Here is a 26,239-nt window from a genome sequence, read left to right on the forward strand (position 1 = left end):
TTCGCTTATGTCTGGTGAATATCGTTCTCGTGTGGAACGAAAACAAGCATCCAAGCGAGCAAAGCAAAAGAAAGCGAAAAAACAAAAAGGTACATCGCTCTTTAAAAAATTAACGGTTGCTGTCTTATTGTTCATGATGATAGGAATGGTGGGAGGAATTGCCACATTTGCCTATTTCATTAAAGATGCGCCGCCGTTTGATGAAGCAAAAATTAAAGACCCTTTATCGTCCACTGTTTATGACATGAATGGCCGTAAAGTGGCGGAGCTCGGCGGTTACAAACGAACCTATATTTCTTATAAAGATATTCCAAAAGTGTTAGAAAACGCTGTTTTGGCGACAGAAGACGTTCGCTTTTACAAGCATCACGGCGTGGATTTTATCCGGCTTGCCGGCGCTGTTGTTGCTAACATAAAAGAAGGGTTTGGGGCCGAAGGCGGAAGCACGATCACTCAGCAAGTCGCCAAACTTACTTTCTTATCACAGGAAAAAACGTTAAAACGAAAAGCGCAAGAATTATGGCTTTCCCTTCGTTTGGAACAAAAGTATTCGAAACAGGAAATTTTAGAAATGTATTTAAATAAAGTTTATTACTCAGACAGCATTTATGGCGTGGCTAGAGCCGCGGAATATTATTTTGGAAAGACGGATTTAAAAGACTTGACGCTTCCTGAAGCGGCTTTGCTTGCGGGAATGCCGCAAAGCCCAAACAACTACAACCCATATGACCATCCGGAAGCTGCGAAAAAGCGCCGGGATCTTGTGTTATCGCTAATGGCAAAACATGGCTTTATCACAAAAGAGGAAGCGGAAAAAGCAAAGCAAGTACCGATCAAATCGATGCTGGTTGAACGAAAAAAACACGATAACTCTATTCCGTATGACTCGTTTATCGATGAAGTTATTAAAGAAGTTACCGATCAAGCGAATGTTAACGTGTTTGAAGATGGATTAAAAATTTATACGACGCTAGACCAAGATGCGCAAAAACATGTGGAGGATTTATTAAATTCCGATACGTTGTTTACAGATAAAAAAGACTTGCAGTCGGCAATCGCGCTAGTTGATACAAAAACAGGCGAAATTCGCGCGCTTGGCGGCGGACGCCATCGCGAAAAGGTAACGTTTGGGTTTAACTATGCGATTCAACCAGTCGGTCAGCCTGGATCATCCATTAAGCCAATTTTAGATTACGGTCCGGCAATTGAATACTTAAAATGGTCGACTGCCCATCAAATCGTCGATGAACCATACTCTTACTCTAACGGAAAGCCGATACGAAATGCTGATAGAAAATATTTAGGTCCGATGACCATACGCTATGCTTTGGCAAAATCCCGCAACATTCCAGCGTTAAAAGCGCTTCAAGCTGTTGGAAAAGAGCGTGCAAAAGAATTTGCTAACAGACTCGGCATGGGATTGGACGAAGTGCATGAAGCGTATGCGATTGGCGGATTGGAAAACCGTGTTTCTCCATTGCAAATGGCTGGAGCTTATAGTGCTTTTGGCAATAATGGGGTATATATTAAGCCGCACGCTGTCACGAAAATCGTCTTTCCGGACGGCACAGAGATGAACTTAAAACCAAAACCGAAAAAAGTGATGAAAGATTATACAGCGTACATGATTACAGATATGTTAAAATCGGTTGTCCAATACGGAACGGGTACGCTTGCGAACGTTCCAGGGCTTCATGTTGCCGGCAAAACGGGAACGACGAACTATCCTAGCGAAGTGGCGAGAAAATACGGTCTATCTGAACGCGCCGTACCGGACAGCTGGTTTGTCGGCTATACACCAAACTATACGGCAGCGGTTTGGACCGGATTCAGCAAACGCAGCAGCACCGCTGATTTATCACAATATGAGCAGAAGATTTCACGCCTTTTATTTAAACAGGTCATTTCCTACGTAGATGATGGCGGCAGCGATTTTAAAATGCCGAATAGCGTTGTAAAACTGCCGATTAAAAAAGGCACTAATCCGCCAAAACTAGCAAGCAAATATACGCCAGAAAGCGAAATTAGTTACGAATGTTTCGTCAGAGGAACGGAACCGACAGAAACAGCGAAAGACGAACCGGAAACATTGCCATCAGTAACGAATTTGCAAGCGGCGTATAACGCGGAAACAAACTCCATTTCTGTTTCATGGAACTATAGCAACGACAACGCCATCTTTGAAGTTCGTATAAAAAATGACAAAGGCGAGCAAAATGTCGTTACGACAAGAGAAAAAGCGATTACTGTCAATAATCCAACACCAGGCACTTACACATTCGCCGTTTACGCAAAAGATGGAAAAATCCAAAGCAAACCAGCATTGACTAGCGTACGAGTGCCAGGGGAAGAACAAAACCAACAAGGAGAGGAAAATCAAGATCAAACTTCTCCTTCTGATCAAACAAATCAAGGTGAAAATATCGAACAACAACCAAATGAAAATAATAATAATGGAACTAACGAGGACAGCAATAACAATGATAATAGCAATAATAATGGCAATTCTGATGGCACTACTTCCCCGACGCCGCCATCTACCAATCCGACAACTCCTCCGCCGCAAAATAATAACAACAATGGCGGAGGAAACAATGGAAATACCCCGCCTAACAACGGGGGAAATAACGGCAATACCCCTCCTAATGGGGCAAATAATGGTAATACTCATAATACCCAGCATAACAACGCTATTGGAACCAATCCTTATCGTTCCAATGTCATAAAACAAGAAAGTGAAAATTAAAAAACAATAACAAACAAAAGGATGTCTCGCCTATCGAGACATCCTTTTGTTTATTGCCATTTGTTTGTACGCTAATTTTGCTGTTTCCTCAAATAATTCGCTCAACTGAATAAACGAATGATATATATCACAACGGTCAAAAACAAATTGAAGTCGTTCCGGACAATTTACCGGCTTCAGCGGCAGCGCACGTATTTCTTCTTGCCAATGACGCACGTTTTTTACTCGCCTTCCATTTAGCCAAAATAAACAAGAAAGCAAATAAGAAAGCCCGCGAATCATTGGGGCGCGAGCAGAACGCCGGTCGCGCTTGGCAAAACAGCCCTCTAACATTTCTTTCTCCTCATTCCACAACTGAAGCACTGCAGGAATCGATTGTTCGATATTGCTCCAAGGAAACGGTTCGCGTTCGATCATATCATAATAAAAATAAACGATTTTCATCATATGCGGAAAAGGCTTCTCATCTTTTATTTTCATGACTTCTCCTTCACGAAAAAACAATGGATGCACAAACTCATTTGGTATGCGCATCATTTGTCCCCCTTTTGCGCATTCGCTTTTTTCCTTCCCGGCATAAATCAAGAAGCGGACAAACGTGACATTGCGGAGACTGTGCTTTACAATGATAACGGCCAAAAAAAATCATGCGATGATGTGTAATGGACCATTCTTCTTTTGGGATTTTTTTCATTAATGTTTTCTCGACTTCTAACACAGAATCATTCCACCGGCAAAAACCGAGCCGTTTGCTGACGCGCTCAACATGCGTATCCACGGCAATGGCTGGTATGCCAAAGGCGACAGAAACAACCACATTCGCCGTTTTCCGTCCAACTCCCGGTAATTTCATTAGCTCATCGCGATCTTTCGGCACTTCTCCATTATATTTTTCCATTAATATCGCGCATAATTTTTGAATATTTTTCGCTTTGTTGCGATAAAGACCAATCGAGCGAATATCTTGCTGCAATTCTTCAAGAGGGACAGATACATAGTCTTCTGGAGTTTTGTATTTTTCAAATAAATGTTTTGTTACTTTATTGACTAATGCGTCCGTACATTGGGCGGATAAGACGACAGCAATTAATAACTCAAACGGATTCCGGTGCACTAACTCACAATGTGCGTCGGGAAACATTTCTCCCATTTTATCCAAGCAATAGCGAATTTGTTGTTTCGTAAGCATCAAACCCTCTCCTTTCTCCTTGCAAAGAAAAACGAGAGACAATGCTCTCGCTTATGAATCCAGCCAATTAAAAAATGGGATCGTTTGTTTATATTCATTTTGCACAGGACGAATCGACTTCGTTGATTGCTGATGTTTTCGGAATTTTCTTCCGTAATTTTGCGCCTGCTCGATCGTGCGAATTCCGTTCTTTTTCCATTCAAATAAAATACGATCAATATAGCGGAAATTCAATTTTCCTGATAACACCGCTTCACGAAGCGCTGCTTTAATGATGAGCGGACTATGCCCGTCCTGGTCAATCCACATCGATAATGTTTCACATTCAAACGGAGAGAGAGGACGGCCAAATTCTTGTTCAAACACCGTATACAAACTTTCCTCTTCCTCTTGCCGCTCTTGTTTTTCTTCTTTAAGCGACTCGGCGTATAAATAATGAACAAGCTTTTCCCAAAGCGGCTGCAGCGAATATTTTTCACTGCGAATCTCCCGCTCATCCATATGCTCTTCAATCGAAATAAACCCTTTTTGCAGCAATTTACGAAGCATTTCCATGCACTCGGAAGGAGTGACCGTCATTTTTTCGGCTAACTCAGCTGGAGTAGGAAATAAAATTCCTTCTTCGATAAAGGAATGCATATGTAATAATAGCACGAATTCTGTTTCAGACAAACCGAGATGTTTATAGTGATTCAACAATAATTTTGGAATGGCAAAACTTCCTTGCGACAGCCATTCGGCCATTTTCTTTTTATCCATACGGATGCACCTCAACTATAGTATAACATAACGGGATAAAAAAACCCCCTTTTTCGGGGGATTTCCTTACGGATAAAGACGATTGAGCAAACGTGGAAACGGAATCGTTTCGCGAACATGATCGACGCCGCAAATCCAAGCAATGGTACGCTCTAGACCAAGTCCAAATCCAGAGTGAGGCACGGAACCGTATTGCCGTAATTCTAAGTACCATTTATACGCATCAAGCGGCAAATGATGTTCTTCTAAGCGTTGCTTTAATAGTTCATAGTCATGAATGCGCTCTGAGCCGCCAATAATTTCACCGTAGCCTTCTGGCGCAATTAAATCCGCACACAACACGACTTCCGGACGATTTGGGTCCGGCTGCATATAAAATGGTTTTAATGTGGTTGGATAATGCGTAATAAATACAGGTTTATCAAAGCTTTCGGCAATCGCTGTTTCATGAGGTGCGCCAAAATCGTCACCCCACTGAATGTCGTTAAACCCTTTATCATGCAAAAGCTGGATCGCCTCATCGTATGTAATGCGCGGGAATGGCGGTTTTACAAGCTCGAGCTTCGTCGTGTCACGTCCTAATGTTTTTAACTCTAGTTGGCAATTTTTCAATACAGATTGAACGATATGCGAAACGTATTCCTCTTGAAGTTTTAAGTTATCTTCGAATTCGTAAAATGCCATTTCTGGTTCAATCATCCAAAATTCAATTAAATGGCGGCGCGTTTTGGATTTTTCGGCACGAAATGTCGGGCCGAACGAAAATACTTTACCGAGCGCCATTGCCGCTGCTTCCATGTATAGTTGGCCGCTTTGTGACAAATAGGCGTCCTCATCAAAATATTTCGTATGAAATAATTCCGTCGTTCCTTCCGGCGCACTGCCAGTCAAAATTGGCGGATCGACTTTCACAAAGCCATGATTGTTGAAAAATTCATATGTTGCGCGAATCACTTCATTACGAATTTTCATAATCGCGTGCTGACGGCGCGACCGAAGCCAAAGATGGCGATGGTCCATTAAAAACTCTACGCCGTGTTCTTTCGGAGTAATCGGATAATCAACCGCTTCATGGATAATTTCTAAGTTTGTTACGGAAAGTTCATAACCGAATGGAGAACGTTCATCGACACGCACCGTTCCTGTGACGTATAACGATGTTTCTTGCGTGATGGATTTGGCAATCTTAAAAACGTCTTCCGCTACTTTTGATTTTTCGACAACTCCCTGAATAAAGCCTGTCCCATCACGTAGTTGCAAAAAGGCTATTTTTCCGCTAGAACGCTTGTTGGCAAGCCAAGCGCCAATGGTTACTTCTTGTCCTACGTAATTTTTTACCTCTGCAATCGTTGTTTTCACGTACATTTTCCCTCCAACATCTGTTCCAACACAATGTATGTACAATCATTCAATATTATACATTTCGACAAAAAGAGAAGCAATAGAAAAGGAACTCCGCCTCATTAGGAAAGCGGCTCTGCCAATAAGCAAAGCCGCTTTTTGATCATGAGCGCTGAAGTTTTTGTTCCATAAACTGTTTGATGCGTTCCACCGCTTTTTCCAATACATCGAGCGAAGTGGCATAAGACAAACGAACATTGTCTGGCGCGCCAAATCCAGAGCCTGGTACAAGCGCAACGTTTGCCTCTTCCAACAGTGCTTCAACCAATTGGTCCACCGTATCATAACCAGCCATTTGCGCCGCTTCACGAGCGTTCGGGAACAAATAAAACGCCCCTTGTGGTTTCACACAAGTAAACCCTGGAATTTGGATCAGTTTTTCGTAAATAATATTTAATCGTTCTTCAAACGCTTTGCGCATTTCTTCCATCGGCTCTTGTGGGCCGCTGTACGCGGCAATGGCCGCATATTGCGCAATCGAGGTCGGGTTGGATGTGCTATGGCTGGCAAGATTGGTCATCGCCTTGATAATTTCTTTATTTCCCGCCGCATATCCAATCCGCCATCCCGTCATTGAATGCGATTTGGACAAGCCATTAATGATGACGGTTTGCGCTTTTAACTCCGGCGACAATTGCGCGATCGATACGTGTCTCGCGTTTCCGTACACCAATTTCTCATAAATTTCATCGGAAACGACCAAAATGTCATGCTCTAAGCAAACTTCGCCAAGCGCTTTTAACTCCTCTTCCGTATAAATCATTCCCGTCGGATTGCTTGGCGAATTGATAATCACCGCTTTTGTCCGCTCCGTAATCGCCGCTTTTAACTGTTCTGGTGTGATTTTAAATTGATTTTCTTCCAGCCCCTCGACATAAACTGGCACACCGCCAGCAAGCTTCACTTGCTCTGGATAGCTAACCCAATATGGAGTCGGGATGATCACTTCATCCCCTTCGTCTAAAATAGCTTGAAACAATGTATACAACGCGTATTTTGCTCCAACACAAACAATAATTTCTGACGGCTCATAACGAAGCTGCTGATCTTTTTCGAACTTCTTAATAATTTCTTCCTTTAGAGCTGGCAGACCACCTGATGGCGTATATTTCGTATATCCTTCATTCATCGCCTTTACGGCTGCGTCAATAATATGCTGCGGCGTGTTAAAATCCGGCTCGCCCGCGCCTAAGCCGATCACATCATAGCCTGCTGCTTTTAGTTCTTTTGCCTTTGCCGTAATTGCTAATGTCGCGGATGGCGTGAGTGAAGCAACCCTTTTTGAAAGTTTCATCGTTTCTTCCCCCTAATTGCGTCATTGTTGAAAGCTGTACCTCTTTAAAAATGTTCCGTCAGTAAAACTTAAGTAGTAAAACGAATAGCGATCATATTGATCAATATATGTCAACTCCCAAAGAGGTACGCCCTTTTCCATACCAAGCTTAGCGGAAATGAGCTTTTTCGGATGACGCTCCGCTTTTAATTTTGCGATCGCTTCCGATTCCGTAATACCGCTTTTCGCTCGTTTTATAACAATTTTCCCTTTCTTTTCTGGAACCCAAACAATATATTTTTTCCCTTGCTTATTCTTGCCGATAAACACAATATAAGTTTTTTTCGCCATAGTATGTATAAGTGCGCTCAATCTGCGTGAAAGCAATTTTTTCTTTCGCGCGTTCTAACGCTTTTTCCTCCAATGACTGTTTCGGCATCAAAGCATCTTGATAAACGGATATCGCCTGCCAAACTCCAAGGCATAAAAAAATGAAAAGTAAAACGCCCCATTTTTTCATTTCCATCACATCTTACGTGCGATAAATAGTAAAAATAGCCTGCTTTTTATCATTTTCATCCAAAGCTAGTCCAAACATAAGATTGTCTCGTTTCAATGTTCGGTTCAGACAATCAACAATTTTATACAAGTCCTCGGAATGTTGGATTTTTACGGTAGCGAGCACTTCAATTTTACTTTCCATTTACGTCGTTTCCTCCTGTGTGACACAAATTTTGTTACTTATATGAATAAGGTACAACGGCAACAATACAAATACAACAACAATTTGACATGTTGTATTTCTTCACTAATTATAACAGGTTTGCCTGTTTATTTCATAAAAAATTGCCCACCTACACCATAATTTTAACAGGCGCCTTGCTTTTGCATTTATACACATGCGGCAAGGCGCTTTTTTCAGTAATTGGATCAAGATAGCCTAGCTATAGATTGCGCCATTTTCCGCTCATTTATCATAGCCATTTTTCAAGTTTTTGCAAAAGTTGATCAAGCGATGCTTCATAAATCGTAAGCGACGGTAACGAGTTTAAAAAGTATTTTCCATATGAAGCAGATGTAAGACGGCGATCAAAAACAAATACCGCCCCTTTATCCTTTTTCGTTCGAATTAGTCTTCCAAATCCTTGTTTAAAACGAAGCACAGCCTCCGGAAGAGACAACTCGTAAAAAGGATTTCCGCCTTTAGCGCGAATATACTCGCTTTTTGCTTCGATCAACGGGTCATCTGGAGGTGCAAATGGCAAGCGGACGATCACTACTACCGACAATTCGTCACCAGGCAAATCTACGCCTTCCCAAAAATTGCTTGTTCCAAACAAAATGGCTTGATCAAACTGTTGAAACGCTCTTGTCAGTTTTGTCGCACTCCCACTTTGCACCCCTTGAGCAATCAATACATAGTCTTCATTCCGTTCCTCCATCTTCATCGCGGCTGCCGTCAATTTGAGCAATTCATATGACGTAAAGAGAACAAGCATTTTTCCTTTGATTCGTTCGGCAATTTGTGATACCCCTTCAGCAACTACGGCAGCATATTCTTCCAAAGATACAGAAGAAATCGGCGGAAAATCGCTTGGAATCATTAACATTGCCTGTTCTTTATACGAAAACGGAGACGGAATCGTTTGGCAAATCGGATAAAAATCGCTTAATCCAAAACGGGATATTATATATGCAAAGCTGCCATTCATCGTTAATGTCGCCGAGGTAAGCACAATACTTTTTTTCGGCATAAACAGCCGTTCGGCAAAAAATTCATCCAACTGAATGGGCTGTGAGTAAACAGCCGTTGCATTAGCTGCTCCTTTTTCTTCCGCTTCAATCCACCGGACCACCATTGGGTCATCGCTTTCGATTAAATCGTATAATGTATCAATGATTTGGTTCAAGGATGAAACGTCGGAAAAATAGGAATAGGGCTGGGCAGATATGGATGATTCCATGTTGTTTTCTGAAAAAAACGTTTGCAACTGTTTTGTTTCATCGACAAGGTTGGCAACATGGCCGCGGATGCGCCAAAGCAATTCTTTCATTGCACTCCATTGGCGGCCGCTTTCTTTTTGTGGTTCAAATCGGTAGCGGCAGCGTCCAGATTCCGCTGATTTCCTTTCTAATGCATAACGGCGTATCATGCGAAACAGTTCATCACATTCAAACTGAAGCTCTTCTACAAGCTGCCCGCAGCGTAAAAAATGATTATCCGCATTCCAATGGCGCCCGGCAAATAATTTCATTAATTTTGCGAGCGAACCATTTTCATTCACTTTTCCAATTCTTGTTAGTATTAAACGAATCGAAACATAATCCACTTGCTGCCCAAAATAATGGGACGCTACCTCTTCTAAATGATGCGCTTCATCAATAATCATATGCTCATAATCAGGCAGAAGCGGAGTAGAAGCAGTAACATCATGCAATAAAAAAGCGTGATTCGTAATCACAATATGAGCTTCTTCCGCTCGCTGCTTCGCTCTCCAAAAGAAATTATATTTGCCGCCATTATCTTCCTCATCCATAACTAACAGCGGCCAAAATAAACGCGCGCCGGACGATGCATTCAATTCATCCATATCTCCCGTTTCCGTTTGCGTCAACCAAACAAGAAGCTGACATTTTAATAACACAACATCGTAATTTTGATGATGTTCCTGCAAAAAAGCGATGAACTTGTCCAATGAAAGATAATTGCGCTTTCCTTTCAGCACCGCTACGCGAAGCGGAAACGGAACGACCGCTTTTAAAAAAGGAATATCCCGTTCAAGAAGCTGCTGTTGCAACTGAAGCGTATGTGTACTAATCACAACACGTTTTTGCTGTTCATATGCAAAAAAAGCGCTTGGAATTAAATACGCCAGCGATTTGCCAATTCCTGTCCCCGCTTCGATTAAAGCGTGCTGAGACGTTTCGAGCGCCTCATAAACGAGCTTCATCATTTCCCATTGCCCATCTCGTCTTTCATAATGATCAAGCGGAAGCGTATGCGGGCCAGCAAAAAACGCGGCAAATGAGGCGTCTTTATGATGATCTTCCTCTTTTCTTTGCATCGAAACAGGTTTTTTCAGCGCAATGCCGCGGTAAAATATATACGACTTTTCATCCGCTAAAGACGCCATCTTTTCCATAATGATATTGTCTAACAATGGATATAAATCACTTTTAAGATAAGGAGACAATCTCTTTAGATGCTGCAATGTTATAAGCGGCAGTTGACGCAAACGGTTCAGTAACGCAATGAACAATTTAGCTGTCACTTCCGCATCGCTATCGGCTTGATGCGGCTGGTCATGGTCAATATGCAGCTGTTTTGCTAAATCTCCTAATTTATAGCTTTCGGCAGTCGGAAAGACAATGCGAGCAAGTTCGACCGTATCAATCGTTGGTCCTGAAAACGGGGGCAATCCTGCCATATGTAATTCTTCCTGCAAAAACTGCAAATCAAAAGAGACGTTATGAGCAACAAAATAAGACTGTTGCAACATGTCAGCCACTTTTGCAGCTTCCTCAGCAAAACTAGGTGCATCCGCGACCATTTGTTCAGTAATATTTGTTAATTGCTGAACAAATGGAGGAATGTCTCGTTCTGGATTAAAAAAACTAGAGAAACGATCAACAATTTGCCCGTTCTCAATGACCACCATGCCAAGCTGAATGATGCGGTCGCCTTTTTTCGGAACATTCCCCGTTGTTTCTAAATCAATAATGACAAAACGGTCTTTCATGTTGTCACCTCAAAATAAAAAGCGTAACGAAAGGGGGCTCCCTTTCGCTATCAAAACAGCCCCCTCTCCCTTTATAAAACGGTATGTGCCGGTTCTTCCACAATCAGCTGCTGAATGCGGTTGTTCTCGTCCATAATGGCAATTTTCGGACGATGCTGGGCAATTTTTTCCTCAGGAACGATCGCATAAGAAATAACAATAATGATATCACCCTTTTGCACAAGACGAGCAGCTGCGCCATTTAAACAAAATACTCCGCTGCCGCGTTCACCAGGAATAATATATGTTTCAAATCGCGCCCCGTTATTATTGTTGACAATTTGCACTTTTTCATTAGGCACCATGCCGACCGCATCTAAAATATCGGCATCGATCGTAATGCTGCCAACGTAGTTCAAATTTGCTTCTGTTACACGTGCGCGATGAATTTTCGCGTTCATTAATGTACGAAACATGAAGAAATCCCCTCCTAAAGAAAGCAAATTGCAAAATCATAATTACACGATGTCCAGTGTAATATTATCGATGAGGCGAGCGCTTGCAAAGCGAACCGCAACCGCGATAATCACTTTTCCATGCAGCTTTTCAAGCGGCTTTAAATCTGGGTAAGAATAAACTTCTACATAATCAATCTCTGCATGTGTATGTGTTTGAATATAATTTTTCACTAATGCACAAATCGTCTCTGGATTGCGCTCTCCGTTCTCAATCGCTGTTTTTGCCTGCTGCAGCGCTTGATATAACGCCGGCGCCTCCTTCCGTTCTTCCGGCGATAAGTAAACATTACGAGAGCTTTTTGCAAGGCCGTCTTCTTCGCGAACGGTCGGCACAGCCACTAATTCGATCGGAAAATGAAAATCCCGAATAAGTCCATCCACAACAGCAACTTGCTGCGCATCCTTCATTCCAAAATAAGCACGGGTCGGCATGACAATATGAAATAATTTCGTTAAAACGGTAGCCACTCCATCGAAATGACCGGGTCTTGATTTTCCGCAAAGCACATCAACGCGTTCTTTCACGGTCACTTGTACGCTCAATGGGTGTGGATACATTTCCTCTACACTAGGGCAGAAGAAAACGTCTACACCGTTTTCTTTTGCAATGCGCTCATCACGTTCTATATCGCGCGGGTATCGCGCAAAGTCTTCATTTGGACCGAACTGAAGCGGATTCACAAAAACGCTTAATGCAACGATATCATTTTCCTCGCGCGCCTTTTTTAACAGAGCAATATGCCCCTCATGCAAATACCCCATTGTCGGTACAAAACCGATCGTTTTTCCTTCAAGGCGATATTGCTGCATCATGGTTTGCATATCCTGTATTTTCGTTGTCACAATCATGTTCGTTTTCCCCCATATAGCGCAATCCATTCTTCTTCTTTCATCGTAAACATATGAGCGGCTTCTGGAAACTGCCGTAATTTCACATCAGCGATGTAATTTGCGAGCGCGTGAGAAATGGTTTCTTGAATATTAGCGTATTTTTTTACAAATTTTGGAACACGATCTACCCCATATCCAAGAACATCATGATATACTAGCACTTGGCCATCCACTTCGTCACCAGCGCCGATACCGATCGTTGGAATCGTCAACTGTTTCGTTATTTCCGCGGCAATTTGTTTCGGCACACATTCCAAAACGAGGGCGATTGCGCCGGCTTCCTCGCATAACTTAGCGTCTTCTATTAATTTTCGTGCGCTTTCCGCATCTTTCCCCTGCACTTTATAACCACCAAGCACTCCAACAGACTGCGGAGTAAGTCCAAGATGGGCAACAACTGGAACCCCTGCTTTTGTAAAGGCGCGAATAACGTTTACAACGTCATCGGCGCCTTCCACTTTCACTGCGTTCGCTCCTGATTCTTGCATTATGCGTTGAGCATTGCGGAGCGCTTCCTCCATGGATAAATGATAAGACATAAACGGCATATCGGTTACGATAAACGTATTCGGCGCTCCGCGACGAACCGCTTTCGTATGATGAATCATATCTTCGACGGTAACAGGTATCGTTGAATCATACCCTAAAACGACCATTCCGAGCGAATCGCCGACTAAAATCATGTCAACACCCGCCGCCTCCGCCAGTTTCGCCGACGGGAAATCGTAAGCAGTCAGCATGACAATTGGTTCATTTTCTTGCTTCATTTTGAAAAAATCGGTTTTCGTTTTCATTATCTATTCCCTCCTCTTTTGTCGCAGAGGAGATGAATCACCGAACAAAAAAACCTTCTTTCTCTACCTTGAGAAAGAAGGACGCTTATCGCAGCAATCGGCTGAGTTCATCCCTCTGTCCAAGTCCTTCTAAGGATCAAGGCAGATCGTTTTTTATTTGATTGTTCCTTCTTGCCCGGTGCAGTTCTTTCGCAAAAGATACTGCCCATTTCCTTGTTAGTTCGTATTTTAACAAAATTGTTACATTTTTTCTAGATGAATGTTTATGATTGAATATCGGCAGAGTGAATATAATGGATATGTTTTTCTTCATCTTCAAGCATAAGCACACCTTCATCGGTAATGCCCAGTGCAATTCCTTTGATCGTCCCGTTTAACGTTCGGGCGGTAATTTCTTTTCCGATGCTTGTCGCATATCCTTCCCATAATAGTTTAATGGGACGGAAGCCGTATTGTAAATACTGTTGATATAATCTTTCAAGCCGCAGCAGAATTTCTTGGACCAGCTGTGCACGTTGAATGCGCTCCCCTTTTTCAATGGCGAGCGATGTAGCAATCGTGCGAATTTCTTCTGGAAATTGATCCAATGTTTGGTTGACATTAATGCCCATGCCGATAATCACCGAATGAATCCGATCAGGGTCTGCTTGCAGTTCCGTTAAAATACCGACACACTTTTTTCCATTGATTAAAATATCGTTGGGCCATTTAATGTCCGGGACGATGTTCGCTTTTTCTTGGATCGCTTGCGCAATCGCAACTGCTGTTAACAAAGTAAGCTGCGGCGCTTTTTGCGGCGGAATTGGCGGACGCAAAATGAGACTCATCCATATTCCCGTTCCTTTTGGAGAAAACCATTTGCGGTCCATCCGTCCGCGTCCCGCCGTTTGCTGTTCCGCGATCACAAGCGTCCCTTCTTTTGCTCCTTCATACGCAAGGCGCAAAGCGATCTTTTGCGTAGATGTTACTTCCTCTTCAAAATGAATATAGCGGCCGAACGTTTCCGTCTTTAAACCAAGTTGAATTTCATTTGCTGTCACTTTATCAGGAGTTTTTACAATGCGGTAGCCGAGACGGCGCACCGCTTCTAATTCAAACCCTTCTTTCCGCAATTCTTCGATATGTTTCCAAACAGCCGTACGTGAACAACCTAGCACTTCACTAATTTTTTGTCCAGAAATAAAATCTCCATTCGCCTCTGAAAATAGCTCTAACAATTTTCTCCGCGTATCAGATTGCGATGAATGAGCCATTCGTGAATCCGCTCCTTATGATTATCTACTTCTCCATGAATAACCGCTCGTTCAATGAGTGTCAATATCTCTTTTACCCAAGGCCCTCCCGGTTTGCCAAACCATTTCATGATGTCGTTTCCGCTTACTGCTAATTCTTTCTTTGTTTTAATCGGAAGAGACATAAACAATTCGTTCAATTTCTTTCGATGTTCCTCCACATTTTCGCCGCTTGCCACTGAACGAATCGTTTCCGCGGCAATCGCATGCTCAAGTCCGAATTCAAATAATCGCTCTTTCGTCCAATCACTGCTCGAAGGAATCGTTTGTAAAATCCGTAACGCCATCTCCACTTCTTTGATCAGCCGATTCGGCAGCTTCCACGCTCGTAAAAAGTCAGCGGCCGAATCGACGCAAAGGATATAGCATAAAAATCCCCACCGCTGCCCGCGTGAATCAAGCAGCCTCCAATTATAGCGGGCAGCTGCCTGCAATTCATTCTCTTTGTCACGCAGCATCGGTAAATATAAAAACAACCCTGTTTCTACTAGTAAAGACAAAGCTCGGCTGGCAAACGGACCCTCAAGCAGCTTTTCAAACTCCATCGTCATCCGTTCCACCGAAATATGGGCAAGAAGCGCAGCGTTTTCTATAATCGCCTGCTTTGTTTCTTCATCAAGGGAAAATCCTAATTGACCAACAAACCGGATCGCGCGCATCATCCTTAACGCATCTTCTGAAAAACGCGCTTTTGGATCACCGACCGTACAAATGATACGATTTGCAATCGCCTCTTGCCCTCCAAATGGATCGATCAACTTTCCTTCTGCATCCATCGCGATCGCATTCATCGTAAAATCACGGCGCTGTAAATCTTCATAAAGGGATCGGACAAACGTAACCGCCCCCGGCCGACGATAATCTTCATATTCACTTTCTGTTCGAAACGTTGTCACTTCGTAGGAAATTCCGTTATGGACAACCACTACCGTTCCGTGTTGCGAACCGATATCAATCGTTTTTGGAAATAATTGCATCACTTCATCTGGCAGCGCGGATGTAGCAATATCAATATCGCCAATTTCTCGATTTAATAAAAGATCGCGCACCGCACCGCCTACAAAATACGCTTCATATCCGTGCTGCTGCAATGTTTGAATAATGCCGAGCGCTTTTTGAAATGGTTCTTTCATCACCTCACCCCTTTGCCAATGAAAAATAAATATCTTCATATTGTTCCACAATTTGTTCCGAATAAAATTTTTGATATACCGTTTGAACCGCCTGCTTGGCCATATACATGTGAAGATGTTTGTCTGTTAAAATGCGAAGCGCTTTATTTGCCACTTCTTCCACATTTCCAAGCTCACATAAAAACCCTGTTTTACCGTCTTCAATCACTTCAGGAATGCCGCCGATCGTCGTACCAATGCAAGGAACGCCGCAGGCCATCGCTTCTAATAGCACAAGACCAAAGCTTTCTTTTTCTGATAATAGCATCTTCACATCGCTAATCGAATATAATTCATCGAGCTTGTCTTGTTTTCCTAAAAAGCGTACATCATCACTAAGTCCAAGCTCTGTCACAAGGCGGCTGACGACAGTCATTTCCGGTCCATCGCCGACAAGCAGCAGTTTCGCAGGCAGATGCTTGCGAATGAGAGAAAAAGCGCGCACAACATCAGGAACCCGCTTGACTTTTCGAAAGTTGGATACATGAATGATGACTTTTTCGTTCTCATCAATCCCATATTCTTTCTTTAAATGATTGGCATTTTTTTTGTGATATACACGCTCGTCCACAAAGTTATAGACGGTTTGGATCGGTTTTTGTACGTCAAGAAGCTCATACGTCTGCTTGACAAGCGCATTCGAAACGGCGGTGACAACATCTGATTGCTCAATTCCAAATTTAATCATATCGCTCAACGATGGATCATATCCAAGCACCGTAATATCCGTTCCGTGCAATGTCGTAACAATCTTTAATTTCCCGCCTACCATTTGCTTCGCCAATACAGCGCAAACCGCATGCGGAACGGCATAGTGGGCATGCAACACATCGAGCCGCTCCCGCTTCGCCACTTCAGCAATTTTGCTTGCCAGAGCTAAATCATATGGCGGATATTGAAATACAGAATATTGATTGACGCCCACTTCATGATAATAAATGTTGCCATACACTTTATTGAGACGAAACGGCATGCTCGAAGAAATAAAATGAATTTCATGCCCTTTTTCTGCCAGCAATTTCCCTAATTCGGTCGCAACGACACCAGAGCCGCCTACTGTTGGATAACAAACAATCCCTATTTTTAGCTTCATTGTCACACTCCTAATAAATCATTGGCAATCTTAAGTGGTTTTTTTGCGAAAAATCCTTCCGCAAACATCACGCCAGCTTCTTTTCCTAATAACCGCTCACGGCTTTCCACCATTTCAATATAGCCGTCTGTAAGCGGTGTATCAACAGAACCGGCTGTTTTTGTAAATTGGCTTTCATAAGCGCGCAAACTGGCTAATTTTTTGTCAATCGTATCACTAATATCGATGACAAAATGCGGGCGTTCCCACGCATTAATCATATAGTAATAGACAGAATGAACGCGATGTGCCGGCAAGTCCGGCTCTGTTTTATAGCGGCGGATGCCAGCGGAAAACACCGCCTCTTCCACAAGATGTGCGCAACGGCCATGATCCGGATGCCGGTCCACCCAATAAGGGGCAAACACAACGTGCGGGCGGTATCGGCGAATCACTGAAACAATGCTTTTAACCGCTTCTTCTGTCACATATAAGCCGCGGTCCGGAAGGCCAAGATTTATTCTTGTAGCCACTCCTAATATATCCGCAGCCTCCCTTGCTTCTTTTTGCCGCAATTCCACCGTTCCGTTTGACGATAATTCGGCTAATGTTAAATCGCAAATGCCAATGCGATAGCCTTTTTCGGCATATTTGGCAATCGTTCCACCCATCCCGATTTCGACATCATCCGGATGAGCGCCGAATGCTAACATATGTAATTGCTCATAATCCATTTATTTCACCTTTTCTTCCACGAACAATGTTTCTCCATGCAAAATCGCCGCGCTCTAACCCTTTAATTAAAATTTCCGCCGTCCCCATATTTGTCGCAAGCGGCACCGAATATACATCGCATAAACGAATTAATGCGCTGACATCCGGCTCATGCGGTTGCGCGGTCAGCGGATCACGGAAAAATATCACCATATCCATTTCATTGCGGGCAATCATTGCGCCAATTTCTTGATCTCCACCATATGGTCCTGATTGAAAGCGATGCACTTTCAGTCCTGTCGCCTCTTGAATGCGAAGACCTGTTGTCCCGGTCGCATACAATTCATGCTGTTCTAAAATCGGCTGATAGGCAGTAACAAACTCAATCATATCCGCTTTCTTTTTATCATGCGCGATTAACGCGATCTTCACGATAGCACCCCCGCTTAGTGGCCGTTTTACTCGATAATGTGTTCCAAACCGTATACGAGCGTATGCAATTTCATGACTGTTTCTACTGACAATTTTACTCCAGACATGAACGAAGCGCGGTTGAACGAATCATGGCGAATCGTTAATGCTTGTCCATTTCCGCCGAAAATCACTTCTTGATGAGCGATAAGCCCCGGGAGGCGGACACTATGAATCGGTATGCCGTCATATGTCGCGCCGCGCGCTCCGGCAAGCGTCTCTTTCTCATCCGGATGGCCTTGTTTTTTTGTCGGGCGTACCATCGAAATAAGCTGTGCCGTTTTCACTGCGGTTCCGGATGGAGCATCGAGTTTTTGGTCGTGATGTAATTCGATAATTTCAACATCAGGAAAATATTTCGCCGCCATTTGCGCAAATTTCATCATTAAAATGGCCCCAATCGCAAAGTTAGGCGCAATGATCGCTCCAATTCCTTTTTCTTCCGCTAACGTGGTAAGACGTTGAATATCTTCATCCGTAAAACCGGTCGTGCCAACGACAGGACGGACTCCGTAGCGAAGCGCGATTTCAGCATGTTTTTTTCCTGCTTCCGGTGTCGTTAAATCGATGAGTACATCCGGTTTGATTTCTTCAAAACAGCGGGCAGCATCGGTATATATCGGGGCGTGAATGCCGGAAAATCCTTCGACATCCGCTAAATTTCCCCCGTCATTTTTACGGTCAATGACGGCAGCAAGCTGAAAATGATCGGTCTTTTGTACAAGGGAAACCGCTTCGCGTCCCATTCGGCCACGCGGACCGGCAATGACGATACGGATTGTCTCCATTATGCTTCCTCCTCTTCTTTTCGCGTCCAGCGGTTTTTATCACGGGTACGAAACTTTTCCATCACCATATCATGTGCTTGTTGCAAATCGATATGGAGAGAGTTGGCAAAACAGATAAGGACAAATAGCAAATCCCCTAGCTCTTCTTCAATGGTTTTTTCCTTTTCCGTCTGTTTTTTCGGCTTTTCGCCATAATAATGATTCACTTCCCGCGCCAATTCGCCAAGCTCTTCGGTAAGTCTCGCAAGCATGGCGAGCGGGCTGAAATACCCTTCTTTAAATTGGCTAATATATTCGTCTACCTCTTGTTGCAGCTGCTTCATCGTCTTTTCTTGCATAAACGTCACCTCTCATGTTTTCATGTTAGCTAAAAGCAACGTTTTTGACAAATATTTTTGCGCCTAACGCGCGCACATTGCTTATACAAACAACTTCATCTATAATTAAGGACGCTGACTACTATGAAAACGGAGGTAGCCATATGATTTTCGGGCTAAAAATAAAAAATATTATTTTCATTTTACTTGGTGCTGCCATTTTTGCGTTTGGACTTGTCCATTTCAACATGCAAAATAATTTAGCAGAAGGCGGCTTTACAGGAATTACGCTGCTTCTCTACTTTTTATTTGACATGGATCCATCCATTACAAACTTAGCGTTAAACATTCCTCTCTTCTTTATCGGTTGGAAATTGCTTGGGCGCAATTCGTTTTTATATACGATTATCGGAACGGTAGGCCTTTCTCTTTTCCTCTGGATTTTTCAACGTTACGCCATTCATATGCCGCTAAAGCATGATATGACGCTAGCGGCGTTATTTGCTGGCGTATTTATCGGCGTCGGTCTGGGCATTATTTTCCGTTACGGCGGAACCACAGGCGGCGTCGACATTATCGCGCGACTTGTCCATAAATATAAAGGGATTAGCATGGGAAAAACGATGTTTACGTTTGATGCCGCCGTTATTACTCTTTCATTGCTTTACCTTTCTTACCGCGAGGCAATGTATACGCTCGTTGCAGTGTTTATCGCCGCCCGCGTCATCGACTTTATGCAGGAAGGTGGATATGCGGCGAAGGGAGCAACGATTATTTCAGAAAAAAGCGAGGAAATTGCCAGCAAAATTTTAACGGAAATGGATCGCGGCGTAACGATTTTAAAAGGGCGGGGCTCTTATACGAAACGCGATCGGGATGTATTATATTGCGTGGTGGCGAAAAACGAACTGCCTCGTTTAAAAAACGTCATTATTTCCGTTGATCCCCATGCGTTTGTCGCTGTCACCGACGTCCATGATGTGCTTGGTGAAGGTTTCACACTCGATGAACGGAAGCAGCCGCTAGAACAATAAAAAGGGGCGTCACTCGCCCCCTCTTTTCCCTATTCATTTTCATGGGTGCGGTTTTTTTCTTTCTCCCCGCGATATTTCCGCCATCCAACATAAGATAGTGTCAATACAATCATTCCTCCGGTAGAAATGATCACCCATATTAAAGATGGATCGGCTTCATCTTTTTTGACGCCGTCAAATAACGTCTGTAAGTCTGCGCGCATATTTTTTAAATGTTTTTGCTGATCTTCTTGGCTTAATTGTTGAAATGCCGGTGTTTGCAACATTTCAATCTCTTTATCTATTTTTTTCGCTTCCTCAGGCTGCACATCAATTTTGACGCTTGGCTCAATCAGCTCATAATGGTTTAAAAATTGACGCAGAGAGGCGGTAAATGCTTCCTCTTTTCCTTGTTCTACCGCTTTCTCAAGCTGATCAAACGACCCCATCACTGTTGTTTCCATCTCTGACCAAAGAGGTTGATGTGTCGAATGAATCGCATCAACGACAAGGCGAAACTGTGTTACTTTATCAATTCTTTCCTCCTCCGGCAATGAGGATGCTGTTACCGTTTTCAGCGCATTTTCGTGAGTAATCGTGATCGCGCGAAGTTCATCTGCTGTTTTAAGCCGGTCCCGGGCGTTCATTTGAAAAAACTGATCGGAAAAATACGTCAATACTTCCTTTGCTTCTTCGAAACGTCCATTTTTCGCCAACTGTAACGCTTGATCAGAAATTTGATCTAGTTTTTTCCAACCGCCATCATTTTCGGCGGCGTAATTATGCGATGGAAATAAACAAATGAGCGTGATAAAAGCAAATAGCCATATTCGCTTCATTCTTGTCCCTCCTCCATTAACTATTACAATGTATGAAGGAGTGGACAAGAGTAGACCATTAATTTAATGAAAGAAAAAGTCTCCCTTTTCGTACACATAACATATAACTAATCGCGATCGAAATGATACTAAGCCAAAACGTAAAATAGCCGATTGGCGGCATATATTGATTTAAAACGCTGTAACGCGGCATCATTCCAAAAACATAATCGATGATGTCATTATGTAACGTCCAAACCGCCGCGAACGCTAAATGAGGCAAGCGAAACCGATAAAACGGAGCATATAATATTCCTTCGACCGCCATGGCTCCGTGAGAAATGATTAACATCCATCCTGCGACATCAAGCGTTCCCGTCACTTTCCATACTAACAAGTTCATCACGACCGCCCAAACGCCATACTTCACTAATGTCACGATTGCCAACGCTTCAAGCAGCGGAAAATGACGGCCGAGCAAAAACGCAATCAGAACTAGCACAAAAAATAAACTTGCGGTTGGGCTATCTGGAACAAACGGCAAAAAAATTGGCGGCGTCTCCGCTAATTGATAACGATACCATATATATCCGTAAATCGTCCCGATCACGTTGACTATAAGCAAAAGCCATAACACGGAACGATGGGCAAGCAACGGAAAAACCCATTTCATGAATACACACCTGCTCTCTACTTTTCATGAATGAAAAAAGCTGACTAATCATAGCCAGCTTTTTTCTCGATGAACCGTTTATTCCTCTTTTAATCCTGCAATGAATTCAGCGAGTTTTTTCAACTCTTCGTCCGTACCTTTGAAAATGCCTGCAGGCATGCCGCCTTTACCTTCTTTTGAAATTTTCGCGATTTCTTCCGGTGTTAAGCCTGTGCCAATAAGCGATGGCGCAGCTGCACCACCGGATAAATTTTCACCATGGCAGGACGTACATGTGTTAGCTTGGGCAATTTTATATCCTTCTGCGTTTTTGTCAATTTCCACTTCTGCGCGGATTTTCCCTTGTTCAGCAGCTTGTTTCCAGTCATGCGTAACAACGGCTTCCCAAGTTAAATATACTATTGACGCAAGCGTTAAAAGCATCATTCCGGTAGCGACAGGACGCTTCCATGGGCGACGTTCCGGACCGCGATCCAAAAACGGCGCTAACAATAACGCACCAAATGCCAACCCTGGTATCACAATTGCTCCGATCACCGTATAAGGACCTGATGCATACGAATATTTAAGCAATTGATAGAGGAACAAGAAATACCAGTCCGGAAGCGGAATATATGCCGTATCCGTCGGATCAGCAATACGCTCTAATGGAGATGGATGTGCGACCGTCAAACATAAAAAACCGATCAAAAAGACGGAGCCAACCATCCATTCTTTTAATAGGAAGTTCGGCCAAAACGCTTCCGTTTTCCCGGGATATTCCGAATAATCTTTTGGAATATTCGGCTTTCTCACTGCGGGCACGCGGGAATCGCCGACAAATTTCATTCCTTTTCCGCGATGCATTGCATGTTTCCCTCCTTTTTCTTCTCACTAAACAGCGTTTATGCGAATCACAGTGGACCAGAAATACCTTGTCTGCGAATCATTAAGAAGTGCGCAGCCATTAAGCCGAGCAATGCAGCAGGCAAGAAGAAAACGTGGATCGCAAAGAATCTTGTTAGCGTTTGCGCACCAACAATTTCCGGGTCTCCTGCGAGCAACGTTTTAATGGCCGGGCCAATAATCGGCGTCGCTTCAGCGATTTGCAAGCCTACTTTTGTCGCAAATAGCGCTTTCATATCCCATGGCAATAAGTAGCCGGTAAAACCAAGCCCCATCATGACCATGAAGATAAGCACACCAACGATCCAGTTTAATTCGCGCGGCTTTTTGTATGCACCTTGGAAAAAGACACGCAACGTATGTAAAAACATCATGACAATAACAAGGCTCGCTCCCCAGTGATGCATACCGCGGACGATTTGTCCGAACGCCACTTCATTTTGTAAATAATAAACCGATTCCCAAGCGTTTTTAATATCCGGAACGTAATACATTGTTAAAAACATCCCAGATAAAATTTGGATAACAGTAACAAAAAACGTTAATCCGCCAAAACAATAAACAAATGCGGAAAAGTGATGGGCCGGGTTAACATGTTCCGGAACTTCATGGTCAGCGATATCTCGCCACAAAGGCGTAATATCTAAACGCTCGTCAACCCAGTCATAAAGCTTATTTAACACGTATTACGCCTCCCCTCGTGGTTTCGCTTTACCTAAGTATAATTTGCCGTCTTTCACTTTGTACTCGTAACGGTCTAGCGGAGCTATTGGCGGCGTTCCAGGAACATTTGTACCGTCTTTGGTGTAACGCCCGTAATGGCAAGGACAGAAAAATTCATTTGGATGTTCCTTGTCCGTATTCCAGTCTACCGTACAGCCAAGGTGTTTACAAATCGGAGACAGCGCTACGATTTCTCCTTTTTCGTCTTTATACACCCATGCGGATCGCGGCTCTTCCGACTCATACCAAGCGTCTTTTATTTTTACTTTGAAATCAAAACGCTTTGGTTCGGTCGTAATGTCCTTTACATCCGCTACCGCTACCATGTCCGTTCCCGCTTCATCCTTTAAAATCGGATCAACAGCAAAACGGACCATCGGCATTAGCATGCCAGCAGCCATAAAGCCGCCTACACCAGTTAACGTGTAGTTCAAAAATTGGCGTCTTGTTACGCGATTTTTTTCACTCATCGTCTTCCCCCCTCTATACAAAATGAAGTCCAACCGGACGGTATTTGTATAACACAATATAAAACTAGGACATTCTAATGATAGCTCATTCAGCGTGCAAGGTCAATATCGTCATCGCTTTAACCTTTCAACTTCTTCATCACGCTGCTTCATGACCATTGCGAAATGAAAAAGTTCAGCAACTGAGATGTTTGTTCGCGAATGACTTCTTGCTTATATGATTCATCCATATCCTGCAGTGGAATCGCCGGCACCATCCACAGCCTGCCAGAAAGCTGATTTTCATATTCTTTCCATGTGCGGTCACATGTCACATAAAAAACATGCTTCATCCCATGTTCCATCAGCTGTCTTGTCCAATCCCCAAGCCGCCGAATGAGTTCTTCACGCTGTTCGCTCATAAAATACGTAAATGGCGGAAATAAAAACAACCTCCCCTTTAGTTGACGTTCCGCCTCATGAACAATTAGCTGCACAAACTCTCCTCCGGATGCAGCCGCTTTGGCGCCATCGGCAATCGTAATCGGAATAAGCGGAATTAAAGCTGTGTCAATATAATCTTTTTCTTTCACATATATCTCCACATCTGCTGCTGTCCACTTCATGCACATTCCCCTTCTTTTCAACGTCATTTTCTTTATCACCATACCATATTTTTTGCAAAAAGAAAAACCTTGCGTTCCGCAAGGTTTCACAACTGTTTCAACTGATCAGTAAGGCGGCGAAATGCCTCTTCATCTTGACGGTCTAGCGCGTCGTCAATGAGTTTCATTAACCGTTCTCGTTGAAATTCATAAAGCGATTTTTTTAAAAATTGCTCAGCCAACCGCCGATCGTTTTCATTTACTTGCACTTGTTTTGGAGCATATGGATTTTCTTCCAATACTGCGACATATTGCGGCGAATGGAAAGAAGCACGGAAATTCAACTGGATATAAATATCTTCATCCCGATTTAAACGAATATCATGAAACGATTTTTCCGCATCTGTCGTCATGACATTGCCTTTATAAAAACGGAACGGGACATCATCGACGCAATGAGTTGACATAATGATGCCGCGCGGACAATATTGGGCATTTTCCACAAAATGAACCTTTTGCATCAGCTGATCATGGCTCATTAGATAGTTTAAAATCCAGACACATTCCCGGCGTTTTAACTGGTAATGATTTAAAAACCAACGAATAAACTCTTTTTTCTCATTCACGGATACATGCGTCATTATGCGCTTCCCCCTCAATCGTTTTCCAAGAAAGAGGTGATATTCACCGCAATCCCCTACTCCTCCAATTGAAGCAATATGTCTGCTGCCTCTATGTGCCCAGGATCGAGACGTACGATTTGTTGAAATATTTCTTTCGCTCTCTCTCTATTTCCTTCTTCGATCAGAAAATAGCCATATTCTTCAAGAAAATCAACATTATCCTTAAAGAAAGTATATGCCTCCCGGTAATGGTTTAATGCATCAGAATACATCTCAAGCTTATGTTTCGCACGCGCTAAATCCCATTCAAACTGAGGATCATACTCCCCTTGTTTCATCGCTTCTTCCAAGCAGGAAACGACTTCTTCATATCGCTCTTGATGCAATAGCAACGCACATAACGTAGTCAGCGCCTCGATATATCCTTGGTCAATCTCGATGGCTTTGCGCAGCCACGACTCTGCTTCATCCGGTTTTTTTAGTTTTAATGCGACTTTTCCGGCATATAACAATAATTCTTTATTCCACTCATCAACGTGAATCCCTTCTTTTGCAATTTCATAGCTTTTCTCAAGCTGTCCTTCTTGCTCATATGCTTTGGCTAAATATAGATAAAGCGGCACATATTCAGGGTCAAGCTCTTTTAGCTCGCTTAACTTTTCGATTGCGGTTCGGTAATACTCCGCTTGAAACGCCGTAAATCCATAACCGAATAATGTCCGGCTGTCGATTTTTTCTTGCAGCGCTTCGTCGTAATATGGCAATGCCTGCTCAAATTCCCCGCATAAACTGAGCGCTTCGGCGAGCCGTTCTGGAATGTGCGTACCGGCAATCGTCTTTTCTTTTTTTAATACTTTTTCATAAAACGGTATGCTTTTTGGATATTGTCCCATCGAAAAATATAGCTCTGCTAACGCAAACTGAATAATCGGCTCATCCGGCATTTTTTCATATGCTTGTTGGAGCTTTCGTTCACTTACTTCCTCGAGCCCTTGCATTTGATACAAGTCAGCGGCAATCAGACACGCACGGGCAAAAAGGGGATCATCTTCATCGATTTGTTCTAAAATTTCAAGCGCTTTTTCTTCCTCTTCCAGCTCTGTGTATACTTCAGCTAAAAATAGCCGCACTTCTCCTTCATCAGGATAACGAAGCGATAGCTCCTCAAGCAATTCTTTCGCTTCTTCTAACATTCCCCATGAATATAAATAATCCGCAAGCTCGTATTTTTCTTCATCACTGCCATTTTTTTTGATGTCAGGCACAAGTGCTAATGCTTTGTCTACTTCTCCGTTTTCCACAAGACGAACGATTTCCTCGATTCGTTTCATATG

General features: G+C 43.1%; 29 protein-coding genes. 2 read left to right on the top strand and 27 right to left on the bottom strand.

All coding sequences use genetic code 11. The features are described from left to right. Positions 1 to 7: 7 nt before the first annotated feature. On the top strand, positions 8 to 2,746 hold the full coding sequence (locus DER53_RS15380; protein ID WP_062752688.1) for a PBP1A family penicillin-binding protein: 2,739 nt from the start codon (positions 8 to 10) through the stop codon (positions 2,744 to 2,746). 30 nt (positions 2,747 to 2,776) lie between these two features. Here the strand turns inward: DER53_RS15380 and DER53_RS15385 are convergent, their stop codons facing one another. The 19 genes from DER53_RS15385 to DER53_RS15470 all read right to left on the bottom strand — a co-directional run bounded on the left by DER53_RS15385 (position 2,777) and on the right by DER53_RS15470 (position 19,137). Next, the gene (locus tag DER53_RS15385) at positions 2,777 to 3,283 is read right to left on the bottom strand and encodes a YpoC family protein (protein WP_309218289.1); all 507 of its coding nucleotides are present in this window, start codon (positions 3,281 to 3,283) and stop codon (positions 2,777 to 2,779) included. Further along, positions 3,264 to 3,935 carry an endonuclease III gene (gene nth, locus DER53_RS15390; protein WP_062752690.1) on the bottom strand — a complete coding sequence of 224 codons (672 nt, stop codon included), beginning with the start codon at positions 3,933 to 3,935 and terminating at the stop codon, positions 3,264 to 3,266. The genes DER53_RS15385 and nth overlap by 20 nt, the downstream gene beginning before the upstream one ends. A 51-nt stretch (positions 3,936 to 3,986) precedes the next feature. Then, positions 3,987 to 4,694, bottom strand: a complete 708-nt coding sequence (locus DER53_RS15395; RefSeq protein WP_062752692.1) for a DnaD domain-containing protein — start codon at positions 4,692 to 4,694, stop codon at positions 3,987 to 3,989. A 66-nt stretch (positions 4,695 to 4,760) separates the two neighbouring features. Continuing rightward, positions 4,761 to 6,053: an asparagine--tRNA ligase gene (asnS, locus tag DER53_RS15400; protein ID WP_062753186.1), complete on the bottom strand. Its 1,293-nt coding sequence runs from the start codon at positions 6,051 to 6,053 to the stop codon at positions 4,761 to 4,763. A gap of 145 nt (positions 6,054 to 6,198) precedes the next feature. Continuing rightward, on the bottom strand, positions 6,199 to 7,389 hold the full coding sequence (locus DER53_RS15405; protein ID WP_062752694.1) for a pyridoxal phosphate-dependent aminotransferase: 1,191 nt from the start codon (positions 7,387 to 7,389) through the stop codon (positions 6,199 to 6,201). Positions 7,390 to 7,410: 21 nt separating this feature from the next. Further along, a complete protein-coding gene (locus DER53_RS17495; RefSeq protein ID WP_244319616.1) occupies positions 7,411 to 7,698 on the bottom strand; it encodes a PepSY domain-containing protein in 288 nt (95 codons plus the stop codon). Continuing rightward, positions 7,679 to 7,888, bottom strand: coding sequence for a DUF5590 domain-containing protein (locus DER53_RS17500; protein ID WP_244319617.1), 210 nt, complete (start codon positions 7,886 to 7,888; stop codon positions 7,679 to 7,681). Before DER53_RS17500 ends, DER53_RS17495 begins: the two co-directional genes overlap by 20 nt. A 12-nt stretch (positions 7,889 to 7,900) precedes the next feature. After that, positions 7,901 to 8,071 carry a YpmA family protein gene (locus tag DER53_RS15415; protein ID WP_073967870.1) on the bottom strand — a complete coding sequence of 57 codons (171 nt, stop codon included), beginning with the start codon at positions 8,069 to 8,071 and terminating at the stop codon, positions 7,901 to 7,903. Between the two features lie 271 nt (positions 8,072 to 8,342). After that, positions 8,343 to 11,108: an ATP-dependent DNA helicase DinG gene (dinG, locus tag DER53_RS15420; protein ID WP_062752696.1), complete on the bottom strand. Its 2,766-nt coding sequence runs from the start codon at positions 11,106 to 11,108 to the stop codon at positions 8,343 to 8,345. Between the two features lie 71 nt (positions 11,109 to 11,179). Further along, positions 11,180 to 11,563: an aspartate 1-decarboxylase gene (gene panD / locus DER53_RS15425; protein WP_015864251.1), complete on the bottom strand. Its 384-nt coding sequence runs from the start codon at positions 11,561 to 11,563 to the stop codon at positions 11,180 to 11,182. A 42-nt stretch (positions 11,564 to 11,605) separates the two neighbouring features. After that, positions 11,606 to 12,454: a pantoate--beta-alanine ligase gene (gene panC / locus DER53_RS15430; RefSeq protein WP_015864252.1), complete on the bottom strand. Its 849-nt coding sequence runs from the start codon at positions 12,452 to 12,454 to the stop codon at positions 11,606 to 11,608. Then, the gene (panB, locus tag DER53_RS15435; protein WP_062678516.1) at positions 12,451 to 13,290 is read right to left on the bottom strand and encodes a 3-methyl-2-oxobutanoate hydroxymethyltransferase; all 840 of its coding nucleotides are present in this window, start codon (positions 13,288 to 13,290) and stop codon (positions 12,451 to 12,453) included. Before panB ends, panC begins: the two co-directional genes overlap by 4 nt. Positions 13,291 to 13,553: 263 nt before the next feature. Continuing rightward, complete coding sequence (locus DER53_RS15440; protein WP_062752698.1) at positions 13,554 to 14,543, bottom strand: biotin--[acetyl-CoA-carboxylase] ligase; 990 nt, start codon at positions 14,541 to 14,543, stop codon at positions 13,554 to 13,556. Then, the gene (locus DER53_RS15445) at positions 14,501 to 15,715 is read right to left on the bottom strand and encodes a CCA tRNA nucleotidyltransferase (protein ID WP_062752700.1); all 1,215 of its coding nucleotides are present in this window, start codon (positions 15,713 to 15,715) and stop codon (positions 14,501 to 14,503) included. Before DER53_RS15445 ends, DER53_RS15440 begins: the two co-directional genes overlap by 43 nt. 4 nt (positions 15,716 to 15,719) lie before the next feature. After that, entirely contained in the window at positions 15,720 to 16,847 is a 1,128-nt protein-coding gene (gene bshA / locus DER53_RS15450) for an N-acetyl-alpha-D-glucosaminyl L-malate synthase BshA (RefSeq protein ID WP_015864256.1), read from the bottom strand. A gap of 2 nt (positions 16,848 to 16,849) precedes the next feature. Next, complete coding sequence (gene bshB1, locus DER53_RS15455) at positions 16,850 to 17,560, bottom strand: bacillithiol biosynthesis deacetylase BshB1 (protein ID WP_062752702.1); 711 nt, start codon at positions 17,558 to 17,560, stop codon at positions 16,850 to 16,852. Next, positions 17,550 to 17,972, bottom strand: coding sequence for a methylglyoxal synthase (mgsA, locus tag DER53_RS15460; RefSeq protein ID WP_015864258.1), 423 nt, complete (start codon positions 17,970 to 17,972; stop codon positions 17,550 to 17,552). The genes bshB1 and mgsA overlap by 11 nt, the downstream gene beginning before the upstream one ends. 26 nt (positions 17,973 to 17,998) lie before the next feature. Beyond that, entirely contained in the window at positions 17,999 to 18,799 is an 801-nt protein-coding gene (gene dapB, locus DER53_RS15465; RefSeq protein ID WP_015864259.1) for a 4-hydroxy-tetrahydrodipicolinate reductase, read from the bottom strand. Next, positions 18,799 to 19,137 (bottom strand): nucleotide pyrophosphohydrolase, encoded by a 339-nt coding sequence (locus DER53_RS15470; RefSeq protein WP_015864260.1) that lies wholly within the window; start codon positions 19,135 to 19,137, stop codon positions 18,799 to 18,801. The genes dapB and DER53_RS15470 overlap by 1 nt, the downstream gene beginning before the upstream one ends. A 143-nt stretch (positions 19,138 to 19,280) precedes the next feature. Here DER53_RS15470 and DER53_RS15475 point away from each other — a divergent pair, with 143 nt between their 5' ends. Then, positions 19,281 to 20,150: a YitT family protein gene (locus tag DER53_RS15475; RefSeq protein WP_062678517.1), complete on the top strand. Its 870-nt coding sequence runs from the start codon at positions 19,281 to 19,283 to the stop codon at positions 20,148 to 20,150. A 29-nt stretch (positions 20,151 to 20,179) separates the two neighbouring features. Here DER53_RS15475 and ypjB read toward each other — a convergent pair whose 3' ends face one another. From ypjB to DER53_RS15515, 8 genes are all read right to left on the bottom strand, one after another. Next, entirely contained in the window at positions 20,180 to 20,968 is a 789-nt protein-coding gene (gene ypjB, locus DER53_RS15480) for a sporulation protein YpjB (protein ID WP_015864262.1), read from the bottom strand. Positions 20,969 to 21,026: 58 nt separating this feature from the next. Further along, positions 21,027 to 21,620, bottom strand: coding sequence for a lipoprotein heptaprenylglyceryl N-acetyltransferase LhaT (gene lhaT, locus DER53_RS15485; RefSeq protein WP_062752704.1), 594 nt, complete (start codon positions 21,618 to 21,620; stop codon positions 21,027 to 21,029). Between the two features lie 78 nt (positions 21,621 to 21,698). Next, entirely contained in the window at positions 21,699 to 22,466 is a 768-nt protein-coding gene (locus tag DER53_RS15490; protein WP_062752706.1) for a menaquinol-cytochrome c reductase cytochrome b/c subunit, read from the bottom strand. A 47-nt stretch (positions 22,467 to 22,513) separates the two neighbouring features. Then, entirely contained in the window at positions 22,514 to 23,188 is a 675-nt protein-coding gene (gene qcrB, locus DER53_RS15495) for a menaquinol-cytochrome c reductase cytochrome b subunit (RefSeq protein WP_015864265.1), read from the bottom strand. 3 nt (positions 23,189 to 23,191) lie between these two features. Further along, entirely contained in the window at positions 23,192 to 23,698 is a 507-nt protein-coding gene (locus DER53_RS15500) for a QcrA and Rieske domain-containing protein (protein WP_062752708.1), read from the bottom strand. A gap of 149 nt (positions 23,699 to 23,847) precedes the next feature. Then, positions 23,848 to 24,303, bottom strand: coding sequence for a YpiF family protein (locus tag DER53_RS15505; RefSeq protein ID WP_062752710.1), 456 nt, complete (start codon positions 24,301 to 24,303; stop codon positions 23,848 to 23,850). 86 nt (positions 24,304 to 24,389) lie between these two features. Further along, entirely contained in the window at positions 24,390 to 24,923 is a 534-nt protein-coding gene (locus DER53_RS15510; protein ID WP_015864268.1) for a ReoY family proteolytic degradation factor, read from the bottom strand. Between the two features lie 56 nt (positions 24,924 to 24,979). Further along, complete coding sequence (locus tag DER53_RS15515) at positions 24,980 to 26,236, bottom strand: tetratricopeptide repeat protein (protein ID WP_062753192.1); 1,257 nt, start codon at positions 26,234 to 26,236, stop codon at positions 24,980 to 24,982. Positions 26,237 to 26,239 lie beyond the last annotated feature (3 nt).

The organism is Parageobacillus toebii NBRC 107807, from assembly GCF_003688615.2.
GTDB classification, from domain to species: Bacteria; Bacillota; Bacilli; order Bacillales; family Anoxybacillaceae; genus Parageobacillus_B; species Parageobacillus_B toebii.

Excerpts from the sequence above, each read along its gene's own strand:
- bshA (WP_015864256.1), bottom strand. The coding sequence starts at position 16,847 with ATGAAGCTAAAAATAGGGATTGTTTGTTATCCAACAGTAGGCGGCTCT.
- DER53_RS15380 (WP_062752688.1), top strand. The coding sequence starts at position 8 with ATGTCTGGTGAATATCGTTCTCGTGTGGAACGAAAACAAGCATCCAAG.
- DER53_RS15500 (WP_062752708.1), bottom strand. The coding sequence starts at position 23,698 with ATGAGTGAAAAAAATCGCGTAACAAGACGCCAATTTTTGAACTACACG.
- dinG (WP_062752696.1), bottom strand. The coding sequence starts at position 11,108 with ATGAAAGACCGTTTTGTCATTATTGATTTAGAAACAACGGGGAATGTT.
- panD (WP_015864251.1), bottom strand. The coding sequence starts at position 11,563 with ATGTTTCGTACATTAATGAACGCGAAAATTCATCGCGCACGTGTAACA.
- DER53_RS15475 (WP_062678517.1), top strand. The coding sequence starts at position 19,281 with ATGATTTTCGGGCTAAAAATAAAAAATATTATTTTCATTTTACTTGGT.
- DER53_RS15510 (WP_015864268.1), bottom strand. The coding sequence starts at position 24,923 with ATGACGCATGTATCCGTGAATGAGAAAAAAGAGTTTATTCGTTGGTTT.
- bshB1 (WP_062752702.1), bottom strand. The coding sequence starts at position 17,560 with ATGGATTATGAGCAATTACATATGTTAGCATTCGGCGCTCATCCGGAT.
- ypjB (WP_015864262.1), bottom strand. The coding sequence starts at position 20,968 with ATGAAGCGAATATGGCTATTTGCTTTTATCACGCTCATTTGTTTATTT.
- DER53_RS17500 (WP_244319617.1), bottom strand. The coding sequence starts at position 7,888 with ATGAAAAAATGGGGCGTTTTACTTTTCATTTTTTTATGCCTTGGAGTT.
- DER53_RS15505 (WP_062752710.1), bottom strand. The coding sequence starts at position 24,303 with ATGAAGTGGACAGCAGCAGATGTGGAGATATATGTGAAAGAAAAAGAT.
- DER53_RS15405 (WP_062752694.1), bottom strand. The coding sequence starts at position 7,389 with ATGAAACTTTCAAAAAGGGTTGCTTCACTCACGCCATCCGCGACATTA.
- DER53_RS15395 (WP_062752692.1), bottom strand. The coding sequence starts at position 4,694 with ATGGATAAAAAGAAAATGGCCGAATGGCTGTCGCAAGGAAGTTTTGCC.
- panB (WP_062678516.1), bottom strand. The coding sequence starts at position 13,290 with ATGAAAACGAAAACCGATTTTTTCAAAATGAAGCAAGAAAATGAACCA.
- DER53_RS15490 (WP_062752706.1), bottom strand. The coding sequence starts at position 22,466 with ATGCATCGCGGAAAAGGAATGAAATTTGTCGGCGATTCCCGCGTGCCC.
- DER53_RS15440 (WP_062752698.1), bottom strand. The coding sequence starts at position 14,543 with ATGGCTCATTCATCGCAATCTGATACGCGGAGAAAATTGTTAGAGCTA.
- panC (WP_015864252.1), bottom strand. The coding sequence starts at position 12,454 with ATGATTGTGACAACGAAAATACAGGATATGCAAACCATGATGCAGCAA.
- nth (WP_062752690.1), bottom strand. The coding sequence starts at position 3,935 with ATGCTTACGAAACAACAAATTCGCTATTGCTTGGATAAAATGGGAGAA.
- dapB (WP_015864259.1), bottom strand. The coding sequence starts at position 18,799 with ATGGAGACAATCCGTATCGTCATTGCCGGTCCGCGTGGCCGAATGGGA.
- DER53_RS15515 (WP_062753192.1), bottom strand. The coding sequence starts at position 26,236 with ATGAAACGAATCGAGGAAATCGTTCGTCTTGTGGAAAACGGAGAAGTA.
- DER53_RS15470 (WP_015864260.1), bottom strand. The coding sequence starts at position 19,137 with ATGCAAGAAAAGACGATGAAGCAGCTGCAACAAGAGGTAGACGAATAT.
- DER53_RS15415 (WP_073967870.1), bottom strand. The coding sequence starts at position 8,071 with ATGGAAAGTAAAATTGAAGTGCTCGCTACCGTAAAAATCCAACATTCC.
- lhaT (WP_062752704.1), bottom strand. The coding sequence starts at position 21,620 with ATGAAATGGGTTTTTCCGTTGCTTGCCCATCGTTCCGTGTTATGGCTT.
- DER53_RS15445 (WP_062752700.1), bottom strand. The coding sequence starts at position 15,715 with ATGAAAGAACCATTTCAAAAAGCGCTCGGCATTATTCAAACATTGCAG.
- DER53_RS15385 (WP_309218289.1), bottom strand. The coding sequence starts at position 3,283 with ATGATGCGCATACCAAATGAGTTTGTGCATCCATTGTTTTTTCGTGAA.